Below are 15,539 nucleotides of genomic sequence, written 5' to 3'. Positions count from 1 at the left end.
ATGTGGGGCATCGTTCCGGCCGCGGGCCGCGGCAGCCGCATCCAGCCGCTCGCCTTCTCCAAGGAGTTGCTTCCGGTCGGAAGCCAACGGGACGACGGCATCGACCGTCCGTGCGCCGTCTCCGAATATCTGCTGGAGCGGCTGATCCTTGGGGGCGCCGACAAGATCTGCTTCGTGATCTCCCCCGGCAAATCGGACATCCTCGAATATTTCGGCGATCATTATGGCAGCGCCCAGCTCGCCTATGTCGTGCAGCCCGATGCGTCGGGGCTGTGCGATGCCGTGTTCAGGGCGGGCACGGTCGTTGGCCACGACGAAGACGTCCTGGTCGGACTTCCGGATACCGTATGGTTCCCAAAGGCGGCCTTGCAGACGTTGCCGGCCGCCGACCTGTCGTTTCTGCTGTTTCCGGTCGAACATCCCGAGTTCTTCGATGCCGTCGTGCTCGACGGCGATCGCGTCACGGAGATCCAGGTCAAGCAGCCGGATGCGGTGTCGAAATGGATATGGGGCGCCTTCAAGATGTCCGGCCACGGATTTCGCGAGCTTCAGTCGTTGTGGACGAAGCGCGACCGCCGCGATGAATATTTCGGGACGCTCGTCAATGCCTACATCGCGGGCGGCGGCCAGGGTCTCGGCGTCAAGGCCGGCGAATCCTATGTCGACGTCGGCACCATCGATGGCTACCGGACGGCAATGGCGTTGCTCGCGGAAAGCTCCGCCGGGAACGGACGCTCTCGACTGCTGGCCGGCGGTTCGCCGGAGGCAATCCGCCCTGCCTCCGCAATGAACAATGGAGTGACCGCATGAGCAGAGGCGCCCTCTCCCGCGAGGAAATCCGCCAGCGCGTCGATGCGCTCGGGCCATGGTTTCACAATCTGGACCTGAACGGCGTGCCGACAGCGCCTTCACACTTTCTCGGCGACTATCCCAACGTGAAATGGCGCCGCTTTTCCGGGATCATTCCGGACCGCCTCGAAGGCAAGACCGTGCTCGATATCGGCTGCAATGCCGGTTTCTACGCCATGGAGATGAAGCGGCGCGGCGCCGAGCGCGTCCTCGGCCTGGACACCGACGACGAATATCTCGCGCAAGCCCGCTTCGCGGCCGAGGTGAACGGGCTCAGGATCGAATTCCGCAAGATGTCAGCCTATGATGTCGGCCAGCTGCGCGAAAAATTCGATCTCGTGATCTTCATGGGCGTGCTCTACCACCTGCGGCACCCTCTGCTGGCACTCGACCTGATCCACGAGCACGTGGCTGACGATCTCCTGCTGTTCCAGTCGATGCAGCGCGGCGACAGCCGCGTGGATTCCCTCGACAAGAACTATGACTTCTGGACCACCGATCAGTTCGATTCCCCGGGCTATCCAAAGCTGCACTTCATCGAGAACAAATATGCCGACGACCCCACCAATTGGTGGGTGCCGAACCGCGCCTGCGCCGAAGCCATGCTGCGCAGCGCCGGCTTTGCGATCGCGGCGCATCCGGAAGAGGAAGTCTATCTCTGCAAACGGGTGACAAGGCCGCAGGCGGAAGGTCCGGTTTATCCGTCGCGGGAGACTGGCCGATGATCGAAGCCGCCAAGATCTGGAACGAGCCCAACAACAAGTCGCACTGGGACATCCTGATCGATCCGGATTGGACCATGTTCGCGAGCCTGTCGCTCGCTGCCGGAAAGGCGATCCGCAGCGCGCATCCCACACTCCCACGTGTGCTTGGCGGCATATCGCCGATCGATCCGTCCTTCCTGCGCAACATGCAGGCGCGCGGCGTACTCGATCATGTCGATGTCGTGGCCGTGCACGGCTTTCCGCTGGACTGGAACCTGTGGCAGATCGCGGAATGGCCGGCCAAGATCGACGAGATCAAGGCCGTCACCCCGCTGCCTGTTTGGGTCACGGAGGTGGGAGTCTCGTCTTTCGGCGCCGAGGAGGTGCAGGCTTGGGGCCTGACCCGAACGGCGGAGTTGTTGATCGGCCGCGCTCCGCGCATTCACTGGTACAGCCTCTACGATCTGCCTTCGAGTTGGGAGGCCACGACCCGGCACAAGGAAGCTGAAGGTTCATCCTACTACAGGCATTTTCACATGGGCCTGCTACGCGAGGACGGAACGCCGAAAGCCTCGGCGGACCTGTTCGCCCAATATGCACCTGCGATGGGCCTGTGCCAGTGGTTTCACTTCGAGGACCACCGCCTCGACGACGCCGTGCGCTGGATGCGCCGGCTGGGCGTGCAGCATCTCAGGACTGGCCTGTCCTGGGCCGACAGCTTCCGTCCCAATGCGCTCGACTGGTTCGATCGGCAGATGGACGCGCTGGCCGAGTTTCAGGTCACGGTGACCTTCTGCTTCACCCCGGAACATCGGGGTATCGAGCCTCATCACACCAGCCCGCCGCTCGACGTGAACGAGTTCGCCGAGTTCTGCGCGCAGATGGTCGAACGCTATTGCGCGAAAACCGGGCTCGCGCCGTCCGCAGCGTCTTCGCGCCCGGCCATCTCGGAGCCGACATGCGTGCCGTGATCCTGGTGATGGACTCCGTCGGGATCGGCGCCGCGCCCGATGCCATCAATTACGGCGACGAGGGTGCCGATACCGTCGGCCACATTGCCGAGATGTGCATGGCCGGCAATGCCGACGGACCGCACCGGGAGGGGCCGCTTCAGCTTCCCAATCTGGTTGCGCTCGGCCTTGGCCAGGCTTGCCGTCTCGCCACCGGGCGCGTGCCGCCGGGGCTCGATGGCCCAACTGAGCATGCGCGATTTGGCTGCGCGAGCGAGATCTCCAAAGGCAAGGACACGCCCTCGGGCCATTGGGAGATCGCCGGCGTGCCGGTGCCATTCGACTGGGGCTATTTTCCAAGAACCAAGCCATGCTTCGCGCGCGACCTGACGGAGAGCCTGTGCGAACAGGCTCGAGTGCCCGGCATCCTCGGGAACTGTCACGCCTCCGGCACGGAGATCATCGCCGAATTCGGCGAGCGTCACATCAGAACGGGCGAACCGATCTGCTATACATCGGCCGACAGCGTGTTTCAGATCGCAGCGCACGAGGAGACGTTCGGTCTCGAACGCCTCTATGAGGTCTGCCGTGTTGCACGCCGACTGGTCGACCCCCTCAACATCGGGCGCGTCATCGCACGCCCCTTCATCGGCACGTCGGTAGGTGACTTCAAGCGAACAGCGCACAGGAAGGACTTCTCCGTCCCCCCGCCGGAGCGAACGATCCTCGATCTTGCCGAGAGCGCAGGCCGTGACATCGTAACGATCGGCAAGATCGACGACATCTTCGCCCATCGCGGCACCGGGAGGAACCTGCGCGGCGATGGCAACCAAGCGCTGTTCGATGCCACGTATGATGGGCTGGCCTCTCTCGCGGAGGGCGGGATGTTGTTCGCCAATTTCATCGATTTCGACACGCTGTACGGCCATCGCCGAGATGTGGCAGGCTATGCAGCGGCGCTCGAAGCCTTCGATGCGCGAGTTCCGGATCTTTTGAACCGCCTGCGCGAGGATGATCTCCTGATCATCACGGCTGATCATGGTTGCGATCCGACCTGGAGCGGTACCGATCACACGCGGGAACAAGTGCCGGTTTTGGCGTGGAGCGCGCGGTTAACTTCTCCGATCGGCAAGCGCGCCGGATTTGCGGACATCGGCGCGACGGTCGCGAGCCATCTCGAGCTGCAGGCACCGGGTCACGGCGTGTATTTTTAGCCTGCTGCACCGCGCAGATTCACCTGGGTTATTGATCCAGGTTAGAGAAATTTTCGTTTGTAGGTTTCGCAGGAACGAACATTCCTTGCACCGCTTCTACTTCCAAATGTGACTGGCGCGCCGGTCGCTCGACCAGAACAGCAGCGCGCTTTCATTCTCATCACGGATTGATCCCGCAGGATCGATCTTACGGCGGCACGGAGCGGTGAATGACGCGAGTATTGATCACTGGAGGTGCGGGATTCATCGGATCGCATGCAGCGGACGCGCTGCTCGCGGCCGGCTACGAAGTCCGCCTGCTCGACAATCTCTCGCCGCAGGTCCACGGAGGCAACCGCCAGCGTCCCGCCTATCTTGCCAAAGACGCGGAGCTCGTCGTCGGTGACGTCACCGACGCTCTCGCGGTCGATCATGCGTTGCGCGGCACCGACATGGTCCTGCATCTCGCATCAGCGGTCGGCGTCGGCCAGAGCATGTATGACATCGAACCCTACGTCAGAACCAACGAGCTCGGTACCGCCGTGCTGTTGCAAGCACTATCCAAGCGCCCGGTCGCGCGGCTCGTGGTGGCCTCGTCCATGAGTATTTACGGCGAGGGCCTTTACCGGAGCGCCGATCAGAGCGTGGTCGCCTGCGAGGAGCGGGCGGTCGAGCAGCTTCGCCGCGGCGATTGGGAGCTGCGCGATGCCGCTGGCAACCCGCTCGATCCCGTCCCTACGCCGGAGACAAAGCAGCCTTCGCTGAGCTCGATCTATGCGCTCAACAAATATGCGCAGGAGCGCATGTGCCTGATCACAGGCAAGGCGTATGGCATTCCGACGGTGGCGCTACGCTTCTTCAATGCGTTCGGGCCACGTCAGGCCCTGTCCAATCCGTATACCGGCGTACTGGCCATCTTCGCCGCCCGGCTGCTCAACGGCCGTCCTCCCCTCGTGTTCGAGGATGGCCGGCAGCGCCGCGACTTCGTCCATGTCCATGACGTCGCCCGCGCCTGCCGGATGGCGCTGGAGGCGGAGCATGCGCAGGACGTCTTCAACGTCGGCTCTGGTCAGAGTCGCACCATTTTGTCGGTCGCGGAGGATCTGGCCGAAGTCATGGGGCGCCGCGACATTGCGCCCGAGCTGACGCGGAAATATCGCGCCGGGGACATCCGGCACTGCTTCGCCGATATGGGAAAATCCCGCGACGTGCTCGGCTTCGAGCCTCGCGTCGCATTCAGGGACGGGCTCGAAGAGCTGGCGGAATATCTCGCCGACCAGATCGCCGACGATCAGGCGGAGCGAGCCACCAAGGAGCTGCAGCAACGAGGATTGGTCGCGTGATGAGTGAACGAGACAACAGACCCGTCCTGATCACCGGCGGCTGCGGGTTTATCGGCTGCAACCTCGCCGACCGCCTCGCGGAGCGCGGCGAGCCGGTGCTGATCCTGGATAACCTCGCCCGCACCGGCGTGCGGGAGAATGCGCAGTGGCTGAAGTCCCGGCATGGCGACCGGGTCACAATCACCGTGGCCGACATTCGCGAGCCGATCCCGGTGATCGACGCCGTACGCGAAGCCCGCGCCGTGCTGCACTTGGCCGCCCAGGTCGCCGTCACCGACAGCGTGAGCGATCCGGCCGCCGATTTCGAGATCAATGCGCGTGGCACATTGAACGTGCTCGAAGCCGTGCGCCTCCACAACAACGCCGCACCGATCGTGTTCGCCTCGACCAACAAGGTCTACGGACGCCTGATCGATGATGGCGACATCGCGCTCACCGGCCGCCGCTACACGCCGAAAAGCGGCCTGCTGGCGGCCGGCATCTCGGAAAATGCGCCGCTCGACTTTTACAGCCCCTATGGATGCTCCAAGGGAACGGCGGATCAATACGTCCACGACTATGCGCGGGTCTACGGCCTCCAGACCGTGGTAATGCGCATGAGCTGCATCTACGGGCCCCGTCAATTCGGCACCGAGGATCAGGGTTGGATCGCGCATTTCCTGCTCAGCGCTATCCGCAGCAAAGAGCTGACGATCTATGGCGACGGCCATCAGGTCCGCGATGCGCTTCACGTCTCCGACGCGGCCGCGGCCTGGCTCGCCGTGCTCGATGGCATCGCGCTCGCCCGTGGGCGCGTATTCAATCTCGGCGGTGGTCCGGCCAACGCGATCAGTCTGCTGGAATTGATCGACCGCATCACCGATCTGACCGGCCGCAAGGTGGCCTATCGCTTTGCCGATTGGAGGCCCGGCGATCAGCCCTGGTACGTGACCGACACGCGCGCGCTCTCCAGCGCGCTCGGCTGGGCACCTCAGATTTCATTCGCAGACGGACTCCGATCCCTTCACACCTGGCTGGCCGGCCGGTTCGGATCGTCACAAGACAACCGCGAGGCGCTCGCATGACGCGTGTTGCCCTCATCAACCCAAACTGGGACTTTGGCGGCAGCATCTATTTCGGCTGCCGATCGCCTCACCTTCCGCTCGAACTCGGGATCTCCGAGCACTACCTGAAGGCGGCCGGGCACAAGACGCTGCTGCTCGACGCCCACATGTTTGACCTTTCTCTCACCGAGATCGAAGCCGAGCTGCGCGCGTTCGGCCCCGACCAGATCGTCATCACGACAGCGCCGACCTATCTGTTCTGGCGCTGCGCCCCTCCCGAGCTCCGCGTTCCGCAGGAGCTTGCGATGGCGGTGCGCGACTTGGCTCCGATCCTCATCGCGGTGGGTCCCCATGGCTCGACCGTGCCAAGGGCGGCGCTTCGAAAGCTCGGCACCGACATCGTCGTGATGGGCGAGTGCGAGGCGTCCTTGCTGCGTCTAGCCAATGGCGAACGGGACTTTCCGGGCTTGTGCTTTGCCGATGGCGCATCGCTCCGCGTCAATGGCGGCCCGCAGGCCGTCGCGTTCAAGGATCAGCCGCCGCTCGACTGGCCGGAGGAGATGATCCGGCGACACCACCATCACCATCACCGCTTCGAAGCCGAGCCGCAGGCGCCAGGCGCCGAGGTCGAATCATCCAGGGGATGTCCGTACAACTGCACGTTCTGCGCCAAGGAGAACTTTCGCAACGCCTACCGCAAGCGGCCCCCCCTTATCGTTCTCGAAGAGATCGACGGTCTGCGCCGTCAAGGCATCGAATATGTCTATTTCATCGACGAGATTTTCCTTCCGAACGCGGAGCTGCTGGAAGGGCTGACCACACGCGGACTGAAGTTCGGGGTGCAGACCCGCATCGACCTTTGGAAGCCGGACATGCTGGCTCTGCTCGGCCGCGCCGGCTGCGTCTCGATTGAAGCCGGCATCGAAAGCCTCACCGTCGAGGGTCGCGCCGCGCTCGCCAAGAACTGCAAGATGACGACCGACCAGCTTGCCGAACGGCTGGTCGAAGCGCGCCGTCACGTTCCTTTCGTCCAGGCCAATTTGATCGAAGTCCCCGAGGACGATGACCCCATCGTGCAGCGCTGGCGTCGCACCATGCAGGATGCCGGCATCTGGGCCAACGATCCGGTCCCGCTGTATCCCTATCCCGGGTCGCCGGATTATCGAAAGCTGTGGGGCGAGCCCGACGATTTCGCCTGGGAGCGCGCACACCGGCACTATCTCGCGATGTTCGACCAGTTCAGCGACGTGCAGAACGATCGCCCGGTCCCGCTCGAGGCTCTCGAACTGCAGGTGGCATCATGAGCCGCAGCTCGCAGCTCAGAATCCTGATGACGACCGATACTGTCGGAGGCGTCTGGACCTACTCGTCTTCTCTAGCTTCGTCCCTTGCTTCGAAGGGCGCCGACGTTACCCTGGTGACGATGGGCCCGCGCGCGCAGGCCGGCCAGCTAGAGATGCTGCGTGGTTCGCGGGTCCGCCTGATCGAAACGGACCTTGCACTCGAATGGCAGGATCCGGAAGGCCAAGATCTGGTCCAGGCCAGGCGCGTCCTTGCGAAGCTCGAGGCCGGAATCGTGCCTGACGTCGTTCACCTCAATAGTTTTCGCGAGGCGGCCTTCGCCTGGCGCGCTCCTGTGATGGTCGTCGCGCATTCCTGCGTCAACTCCTGGGGGCACGCCTGCCACGATACGAGCTGGCTCCGCGAACCGAAATGGCGCAGCTACACCGAACGGGTAACGGCCGCACTCGACACGGCACAGGCCTGGGTTTGTCCCAGCCAGTCCTTCCACGATGACATTGCGGAAATTTATCGGCCTCGCTCGTGCGGCATCGTGATCTGGAATGGAATTGGCCCTCAGGGCTTTGCGGGACGGAAGCAAGACGTGATCTTTGCGGCGGGCCGGCTCTGGGACCGCGCCAAGAACATCGAGGTCCTGGCGGCCGCGGCGCCTGGGCTGGACTGGCCCGTTCAGGTCGCGGGCCCGGCGGATGAGTGCCCTTCGGCTTCCATCACCTGGCTCGGGCATTTGCCTCACGAAGTCATGCGCGCGCATTTGCGGCAGGCCGGCATCTTCGCCAGCCCCGCGCTCTATGAGCCGTTCGGCCTCTCCGTTCTGGAAGCCGCGGCGGCGGGATGCGCTCTCGTCCTGTCCAACATTCCGACTTTCAGGGAATTGTGGAGCGGGGCCGCGCTCTTCGTCGATCCCACCGACAGCAAGGCGTTGCATCGAGCGCTCGCAGGTCTGTGCACCGACGATCGCGAGCGGGTGAGGCTGCAACGTGCCGCCTTTGAGCATTCCCTGACCTACTCGCTGACCCGAACCACGAGCGCCTATCTCAGCCTCTACGAGGAGCTGCTTGCCGTCCATCACGCGCCTGCCCCCATGGAGGTACGCGCATGAAATGCGTTCTATTCTATCACGCGTTCACCTCCTGCTGGAACAACGGCAATGCCCATTTCCTGCGCGGTTATGCCCGCGAACTTCACGCGCTCGGTCATGAGGTCGTCGTGTTCGAGCCGATCGACGGCTGGAGCCGATTGAATGCGATCCGCGAGGGTGGCAGTCAGACGATGGAGGATATTCCAACGCTGTTTCCCGGCATCGGCATCCGCCGCTACGACGCCTCCCTTGATCTCGATGAGGCATTGCACGGCGCCGATCTCGTCATCGTCCACGAATGGAATTCGCCTGATCTGATCGCAGACATCGGATCGAGACGGGCTCACGGCGCGCCCTTCACGTTGCTGTTCCACGACACCCATCATCGCGCCGTCAGCGCACCGGACGAACTCGCGCAGTTCGACCTCGACGGCTTCGATGGTGTGCTCGCCTTCGGCGAGGTCCTTCGCCAAATATATCTGAAGCTCGGCTGGGCGGACCGAGCCTTCACCTGGCACGAGGCGGCCGACATCGCCCTGTATCATCCGCTGCCGCATATCGAGCGCACCGACGATGTCGTCTGGATCGGCAATTGGGGCGACGGCGAACGCAGCGCCGAGCTCAACGAATTTCTGGTCGAACCCGTGGCCGAGCTGAAGCTGCGCGCGGGCGTCTATGGCGTCCGCTATTCGGACGCAGCCCTCGCGACCATTCAGGCGGGGGGCATTCGGTATGGCGGCTGGCTGCCCGCACACTGGGCTCCCATCGCTTTCGCCGGCGCACGCGCGACTGTCCACGTCCCCCGCGGTCCCTATGTCCGCTTGCTACCGGGCATTCCGACCATTCGCATCTTCGAGGCGATGGCGTGCGGCATTCCAATGGTCTCGGCCCCCTGGTCGGACGCGGAAGGCCTGTTCCCGGAAGGTGCCTATCTCAGCGCCTCCGACGGCACCGCAATGAAGCGGGCGCTTCGTGCGCTCCTCGATGACCGGGAATTATGGTCAGCCACGGTGGAGACTGGACTCCGAGCGATCAAGGAGCGTCACACCTGCCGTCACCGGGCGGAGCAGCTTGTCGGCATCGTGCAGGACCTCAGGGCTTCAAGCCACGCGACACAGCCCCTGCGATACATCGGAGCCTCCGCATGAAGATCTGCTTCTTCGGATCCAGCCTCGTCTCATCCTACTGGAACGGTGCCGCCACCTATTACCGCGGCATGCTGAAGGAGATTGCGGCCCTCGGCCACGACGTCACATTCTTCGAGCCCGATGCCTTCGAGCGCCAGGCCCATCGCGACATCGACGATCCCGACTGGGCGAAGGTGGTGGTCTACGCCGCGACGCCCGAGGGCTGGCGTAGCTCGCTTGAGGAAGCCGCCCGCTCGACCGACATGCTGGTCAAAGCCAGCGGCGTCGGCGTCTTCGATCGGGAGCTGGAGAACGCGGTCGCCGACATTCCGTCGAATGCAATGCGCATCTACTGGGACGTCGATGCCCCCGCGACGCTGGAGTCCGTGGCGGACAATCCAGACCATCATCTGCGCCATGCGATCCGATCCTACGACATGGTTTTGACCTATGGCGGCGGCGATGCTGTCGTATCCGCTTATCGCGGCATCGGCGCGCGAGACTGCGTGCCGATCTACAATGCGCTCGACCCCGCCACGCACTTTCCGGCGCCGCCCAATCCACACTTCACGTGCGATCTGAGCTTGCTGGCAAACCGCCTCCCGGACCGCGAGCAGCGCGTCGAGCGGTTCTTTCTCGACGTCGCGCGCCAATTGCCCGACAAAACGTTCGTGCTCGGTGGATCGGGGTGGGACTCCAAAGACACGCCATCCAATCTGCATAAGGTCGGGCATGTCGGGACCGGCGACCACAACGCGTTCTTCGGCTCCGGTCTGGCTACGCTGAACGTCAATCGCGACAGCATGGCGCGCTACGGCTTCTCGCCGCCAACGCGCGTGTTCGAGGCCATCGGTGCCGGAGCCTGCCTGATCACCGACCAGTGGGACGGCATTGATCATTTTCTCGAGCCAGATCGCGAGGTGCTGGTGGCCGCGAGCGGGGCGGAGGTCGCAGAGCATCTTGCCGCACTGCGCCCCGAGCGGGCTCAGGCGATCGCAGCGCGCGCTCGTGCGCGCATTCTGAGCCATCACACCTACCGGCAGCGCGCCCGCCAGTTCAACGATCTCTTTGCCGCAAGCAGTTCGCGAATCGAGGCAGCAGAATGAACCTCACCATCGTCGTCGTCGGTCTTTCGGTTACTTCGTCCTGGGGCAACGGTCATGCCACGACCTATCGCGCCCTGATCGAAGCCCTGGCACGACGAGGTCACCACGTCACGTTTCTGGAACGCGACGTCCCCTGGTATCGCGAGCATCGTGATCTTGCCAAGCCTTCCGGTTGGACTGTCGAGCTTTACCAATCCTTGAAGGACATCCCGCAGCGTTTCGGAAAGATGATCCGGGATGCCGATCTGGTGGTCATCGGCTCCTACGTGCCCGACGGCATCGCGATCTCCGAATGGATCACGACCCACGCCCGGGGGATTACTGCCTTCTACGACATTGACACGCCTGTCACGCTTGCGAAGCTCGAGCAGGGCCTGAACTATCTGTCCGCGGCGATGATCCCGCGCTTCGACCTTTACCTGTCCTTTGCCGGCGGCCCGGTGCCCGGCATGATCGAGGAGAACTATGGCAGTCCGCTGGCTCGGGTGCTGTATTGCAGTGCCGACACCGACATCTACGCGCCGCAACGCGCGGAGAAGAAATGGGCACTTGGCTATCTCGGAACCTACAGCGAGGACCGGCAGCCGGTTCTGGAGCAGCTGCTGCTCGCCCCTGCTCGCACTCTCTCACGCGAGCAATTCGTCGTCGCCGGCGCGCAATATCCCGATGAGGTGGTCTGGCCCGCCAATGTCGCCCGGATCGAGCACCTCACGCCCAAACATCATCCGGGATTTTACGCAGAGCAACGCTTTACGCTAAACGCCACCCGCGCCGACATGCGCGCGCTCGGCTTCTCGCCTAGCGTTCGGTTGTTCGAAGCGGCCGCGTGCGGCACGCCCGTCATCTCGGACCGGTGGCCTGGAATCGAGACCGTCTTCGAGCCTTCCCGGGAAATCCTGCTCGCATCGAGCCCCCGCGACGTCGTGGAGATCCTGCGCGACATGCCCGAGGAGCAAAGGCGCACGATCGCGGAAAACGCACGGCGCCGCGTTCTGGCTGACCACACCTCCGACCACCGCGCCCGGCAAGTCGAGACCTACTACGCCGAGGCGTCGGTCCGCCGCCGCCGGAAAGCCCCGCAACTTCCCGCCTCGCGTCCCATGCAGGTCGCTCAAATCTGAAAGGCAGCACATGACAGTTCAGACCCGCATCAACGCGTCCCGCCGCTCTCCCACCGTTCTGGTGGCCGGCGGCGCCGGCTTCATCGGATCCCACCTCTGCGATGCGCTTTTGCAGCGCGGTCATACCGTGATCTGCCTCGACAACCTGTTTACGGGAAGGATCGACAACATCCGCCCGCTGCTCAATCATCCGAATTTTCGCTTCATCGAACACGACGTGCGCGATCCCATCGAGATCGAGGGCGACATCGACCGGATCTACAGCCTTGCCTGCCCAGCCTCACCCAGGCATTACCAGAAGGATCCAGTCGGCACGATGAAGACCTGCGTGCTCGGCACCATCAACATGCTGGAGCTCGCGCAACGGAAAGGCGCCCGGGTGCTGCAGGCATCGACCAGCGAGGTCTACGGCGATCCCGAAGTGCATCCCCAGCCGGAAACCTATCTCGGCAACGTCAATCCGATCGGGCCCCGGGCCTGCTACGACGAGGGCAAGCGGGCCGCGGAAACGCTGATGTTCGATTACCATCGCATGTACGGCGTCGAAATCAAGGTCGCGCGCATCTTCAACACCTACGGACCCCGTATGCTGGAGAATGACGGACGCGTGGTCTCCAACTTCATCGTGCAGGCGCTTCGCGGAGAGCCGATCACGATCTATGGAGGTGGTACGCAGACCAGGAGCTTCTGCTTCGTCGACGATCTCGTGCGCGGCCTCCAGCTGCTCATGGAGAGTCCATCCTCGATTACTGGTCCGTGCAATCTGGGCAATCCCCACGAGGTCACCATCGAGGCTATTGCGCGGGACGTGCTGGCGTATACGGAGTCAATCTCGCCGCTCCGATTCGAGGAGTTGCCGAAGGACGATCCAAAGCGCCGCAAACCGGTGATCGACACAGCCGTTCGAGCGCTGGGATGGCGCCCGCGCGTGGCGCTCAAAGACGGTCTCAAGGCGACGATCGCCTATTTCGCCATGCGCATGGCCGGGGAAGCGCCGGCACTTGTTCCGGCCATTGCACCGCGCAGGAGCGGACGTACCGGGGCACGCGGACAGCTAACGATCGCCGATGGGCAGTAAACGGCAGAACGAGCCGAGGAACGCGCGGAACCCGCGCGAACTCTCAAGCCCGTGTAGCAGCCGCGCCACGGGCCCGCTTGCAGAAGTTCTCGAGATGGTACTGGTATTCGGAGATCGCGCGATTGGCCATCCGGATCCGGTTTTCCTGGCCTTCCTCGACCATCATGGTGATGCGCTGGGCCAGAAACACGCACGCCTCGAACTCATCGTGGATCGCCCCGCTGCGGGCCAGAAAGTCCCACGCGATCTCATAGGCCTGTTCGGCAGCGGGACTACGGTAGTCGCTGAAAATGATGTGCGCCATTACAGCCAAACGTGGATAAGAGGGTTCCGGTCCTGCGAGCCGATATGACCGCAGGCGGACTCGGCGGCCGAAGCCGCCGGTCTCGCCGTGGTGGGTGTGGAGTGCGATCAGGCCGCCTGGCGCTGATGCGCCAGATATTCCATTGTCACCTTCTCGACGTTCGAGTCGATCCAGGCGGCCATGCGCTGCTCCTCCTTCAGCGACGTCTCAAGAGGCTCCTTGGCCTCCGCGAACCCAGCGGCGCCGCAGAGGGCGAGCAAAGACTTGTATGCAGCAATCTCGAAATTCTCGAAGGCATTGTTGGCGAATGTGTTCTTGAGAATCTCGTCGCCGGCGACAGAGTGTGCCATGGCTTGCATGTTCGCCATCATGGATTGCGTCGTATCCTTGAGGCTGGAGGTGCTCTCCCCGCAGGCTTCCAGGCATCTCTCCAGCCGCTTCAGCTGCTCGTTGGTTTCCTGAAGGTGGGCGGCAACCTTGGCCTTGACCTCGGGATATTCGTCCAATCGTTCCGACTGACGTTCCATCAACTCTCGCGCCTGCACTTCCATCGCATGCGCATTGCGTAATCCAACCACGAATGTATCGCGGGCTGCGTTCGTCATTTCATGTTCCTCCATTTCACCGGCCTTGTCGCCGCCAACCGCAGTTTCGGTGGATCGTTCCTAGAGTGATCCGTGACGCCGACGCTGGGTTCCGGCCGCCGGACCCGAGGCTAACCTGCGATAACAGAACACAAATCCTCTACCGCCGCAGGAACGCTGCATACAGCCGACGGGTTTCCGGAGCGTGGTCGCATCGGCAAACGGCCGCAGCGCTCAGGAACAAAATGACAAACAGCTCTCCGCAAATTAGCAACCCAAGCCCTCCGCTTGGCCGGCCTGCACTTGGCCGTCCGGGCGAGAGACGGCCCGACAACACTTCCGATCCGTTCTTCATGACGATCCGCGACGATCTTGCGGACAAGGGCTTCTTCACGGCGAGCGCGGAGGAGCTGATCACCTGGGCGCGAACCGGGTCGCTGATGTGGATGACGTTCGGGCTCGCCTGCTGCGCGGTCGAAATGATGCAGATGTCGATGCCGCGCTACGACGCCGAACGCTTCGGCTTCGCGCCGCGCGCATCGCCGCGCCAGTCGGATGTGATCATCGTCGCGGGCACGCTCACCAACAAGATGGCGCCGGCGTTTCGCAAGATCTACGACCAGATGCCCGAGCCACGCTACGTCATCTCGATGGGGTCGTGCGCTAATGGCGGTGGTTACTACCACTATTCGTATTCGGTCGTGCGCGGCTGCGATCGTGTCGTGCCGGTCGACATCTACGTGCCCGGCTGCCCGCCGACCGCGGAGGCGCTGCTGTACGGCGTGATGCTGCTTCAGAGGAAGATCCGGCGGATCGGCACAATCGAGCGCTAGTGAGCTGACCAACTCGGACTTGAATGGACATGACGCAGATCCCGCTTCCCTCTTCCGCCGACGCGGAGCACGCGCAATCCGACCTCGACCGCAATGACAACACGCGGCAGATCGTCGCTGACGTCGCCTATCGTCAGCTCGCGATCGTCAACGTGATTTTCGTTGGCCTCGAAAACGCCGGCGACGGCAATTGGGTGCTGGTGGACGCCGGCATTCCCGGATCGGCTGGCGCCATCCGCTCCGCCGCGAAAGCCCGGTTTGGAGGAAACGGCCGGCCTTCCTGCATTGTCATGACGCATGGGCACTTCGATCACGTCGGCGTGCTCGAAACGCTACGGAATGAATGGCACGTGCCGGTTTATGCCCATGCGGCCGAGCATCCCTATCTGGACGGAAGCCAATCCTATCCGTCGGCCGATCCCAGCGTCGGTGGCGGGCTGCTCGCTCGGCTCTCTCCGCTCTTCCCGACAAAGCCGGTGGATGTCGCATCGCGCCTTTATGATCTTCCCTGTGATCACAGCGTGCCCTTCATGCCGGAATGGCAGTGGATCCATACCCCCGGCCATACCCCAGGGCATATCTCGCTCTGGCGCGAACGCGACCGCGTGCTGATTGCCGGCGATGCCTTCATCACGACGCGGCAGGAATCCGTCTACGCCGCAGTGACGCAAACGCCGGAGATGCACGGGCCCCCGATGTATTTCACCCCCGATTGGGGAAGCGCCAAGACATCGGTGCGCGCACTTGCCGCACTCGCTCCGGAGATCGTCGTCACGGGGCACGGCGCGGCCATGCAGGGGCCGCAGATGCGCGCGGCTCTCGATGCTCTCGCCCAACGGTTCGACGAAGTTGCCGTGCCTTCGCAATATCGACGCGGAGTCGTCGACGACAGAGCTTGATCACGCTGCACGGCTAGGAACG

Annotated in this window: 16 protein-coding genes; 14 read left to right on the top strand and 2 right to left on the bottom strand. The window is 63.4% G+C overall.

Translation table 11 applies throughout. The annotated features are described in order from the left end of the window. The 12 genes from IVB07_RS11190 (at position 1) to IVB07_RS11135 (ending at position 12,897) form a co-directional block, all read left to right on the top strand. Positions 1 to 810, top strand: a complete 810-nt coding sequence (locus tag IVB07_RS11190; protein ID WP_018460367.1) for a nucleotidyltransferase family protein — start codon at positions 1 to 3, stop codon at positions 808 to 810. Further along, on the top strand, positions 807 to 1,574 hold the full coding sequence (locus IVB07_RS11185) for a TIGR04290 family methyltransferase (RefSeq protein ID WP_018460368.1): 768 nt from the start codon (positions 807 to 809) through the stop codon (positions 1,572 to 1,574). The genes IVB07_RS11190 and IVB07_RS11185 overlap by 4 nt, the downstream gene beginning before the upstream one ends. Then, positions 1,571 to 2,524 carry a beta-xylosidase gene (locus IVB07_RS11180; protein WP_018460369.1) on the top strand — a complete coding sequence of 318 codons (954 nt, stop codon included), beginning with the start codon at positions 1,571 to 1,573 and terminating at the stop codon, positions 2,522 to 2,524. Before IVB07_RS11185 ends, IVB07_RS11180 begins: the two co-directional genes overlap by 4 nt. Then, entirely contained in the window at positions 2,512 to 3,717 is a 1,206-nt protein-coding gene (locus tag IVB07_RS11175; RefSeq protein ID WP_204511965.1) for a phosphopentomutase, read from the top strand. Before IVB07_RS11180 ends, IVB07_RS11175 begins: the two co-directional genes overlap by 13 nt. 209 nt (positions 3,718 to 3,926) lie before the next feature. Next, entirely contained in the window at positions 3,927 to 5,039 is a 1,113-nt protein-coding gene (locus IVB07_RS11170) for an NAD-dependent epimerase/dehydratase family protein (protein ID WP_026234015.1), read from the top strand. Continuing rightward, positions 5,039 to 6,103 (top strand): GDP-mannose 4,6-dehydratase, encoded by a 1,065-nt coding sequence (locus IVB07_RS11165; protein WP_018460372.1) that lies wholly within the window; start codon positions 5,039 to 5,041, stop codon positions 6,101 to 6,103. The genes IVB07_RS11170 and IVB07_RS11165 overlap by 1 nt, the downstream gene beginning before the upstream one ends. Then, positions 6,100 to 7,386 carry a TIGR04295 family B12-binding domain-containing radical SAM protein gene (locus IVB07_RS11160; protein ID WP_018460373.1) on the top strand — a complete coding sequence of 429 codons (1,287 nt, stop codon included), beginning with the start codon at positions 6,100 to 6,102 and terminating at the stop codon, positions 7,384 to 7,386. The genes IVB07_RS11165 and IVB07_RS11160 overlap by 4 nt, the downstream gene beginning before the upstream one ends. Beyond that, entirely contained in the window at positions 7,383 to 8,486 is a 1,104-nt protein-coding gene (locus IVB07_RS11155) for a glycosyltransferase family 4 protein (protein WP_247767639.1), read from the top strand. The genes IVB07_RS11160 and IVB07_RS11155 overlap by 4 nt, the downstream gene beginning before the upstream one ends. After that, positions 8,483 to 9,613 (top strand): glycosyltransferase, encoded by a 1,131-nt coding sequence (locus IVB07_RS11150; protein ID WP_018460375.1) that lies wholly within the window; start codon positions 8,483 to 8,485, stop codon positions 9,611 to 9,613. The genes IVB07_RS11155 and IVB07_RS11150 overlap by 4 nt, the downstream gene beginning before the upstream one ends. Further along, the gene (locus IVB07_RS11145; protein ID WP_204511967.1) at positions 9,610 to 10,698 is read left to right on the top strand and encodes a glycosyltransferase; all 1,089 of its coding nucleotides are present in this window, start codon (positions 9,610 to 9,612) and stop codon (positions 10,696 to 10,698) included. The genes IVB07_RS11150 and IVB07_RS11145 overlap by 4 nt, the downstream gene beginning before the upstream one ends. Then, the gene (locus IVB07_RS11140; RefSeq protein ID WP_018460377.1) at positions 10,695 to 11,819 is read left to right on the top strand and encodes a glycosyltransferase; all 1,125 of its coding nucleotides are present in this window, start codon (positions 10,695 to 10,697) and stop codon (positions 11,817 to 11,819) included. The genes IVB07_RS11145 and IVB07_RS11140 overlap by 4 nt, the downstream gene beginning before the upstream one ends. A 10-nt stretch (positions 11,820 to 11,829) precedes the next feature. Beyond that, positions 11,830 to 12,897 (top strand): UDP-glucuronic acid decarboxylase family protein, encoded by a 1,068-nt coding sequence (locus IVB07_RS11135; RefSeq protein ID WP_018460378.1) that lies wholly within the window; start codon positions 11,830 to 11,832, stop codon positions 12,895 to 12,897. Positions 12,898 to 12,940: 43 nt separating this feature from the next. On the opposite strand, the gene IVB07_RS11130 is transcribed toward IVB07_RS11135, so the two are convergent. Both IVB07_RS11130 and IVB07_RS11125 read right to left on the bottom strand, forming a co-directional pair. Continuing rightward, a complete protein-coding gene (locus tag IVB07_RS11130) occupies positions 12,941 to 13,201 on the bottom strand; it encodes a hypothetical protein (protein ID WP_018460379.1) in 261 nt (86 codons plus the stop codon). A gap of 107 nt (positions 13,202 to 13,308) precedes the next feature. Next, on the bottom strand, positions 13,309 to 13,806 hold the full coding sequence (locus IVB07_RS11125) for a ferritin-like domain-containing protein (RefSeq protein WP_026234016.1): 498 nt from the start codon (positions 13,804 to 13,806) through the stop codon (positions 13,309 to 13,311). 224 nt (positions 13,807 to 14,030) lie between these two features. Between IVB07_RS11125 and IVB07_RS11120 the strand changes: the two genes are divergently transcribed. Both IVB07_RS11120 and IVB07_RS11115 read left to right on the top strand, forming a co-directional pair. Next, the gene (locus IVB07_RS11120; protein WP_088930861.1) at positions 14,031 to 14,618 is read left to right on the top strand and encodes an NADH-quinone oxidoreductase subunit B; all 588 of its coding nucleotides are present in this window, start codon (positions 14,031 to 14,033) and stop codon (positions 14,616 to 14,618) included. Between the two features lie 29 nt (positions 14,619 to 14,647). Continuing rightward, positions 14,648 to 15,517 carry an MBL fold metallo-hydrolase gene (locus tag IVB07_RS11115; protein ID WP_026234018.1) on the top strand — a complete coding sequence of 290 codons (870 nt, stop codon included), beginning with the start codon at positions 14,648 to 14,650 and terminating at the stop codon, positions 15,515 to 15,517. The last annotated feature ends 22 nt before the right edge of the window (positions 15,518 to 15,539 follow it).

The organism is Bradyrhizobium sp. 172 (assembly GCF_023101065.1).
Lineage (GTDB): Bacteria > Pseudomonadota > Alphaproteobacteria > Rhizobiales > Xanthobacteraceae > Bradyrhizobium > Bradyrhizobium canariense_D.
Note: the sequence above shows the minus strand (reverse complement) of the source record. Positions and strands in the feature narration are given on the sequence as shown.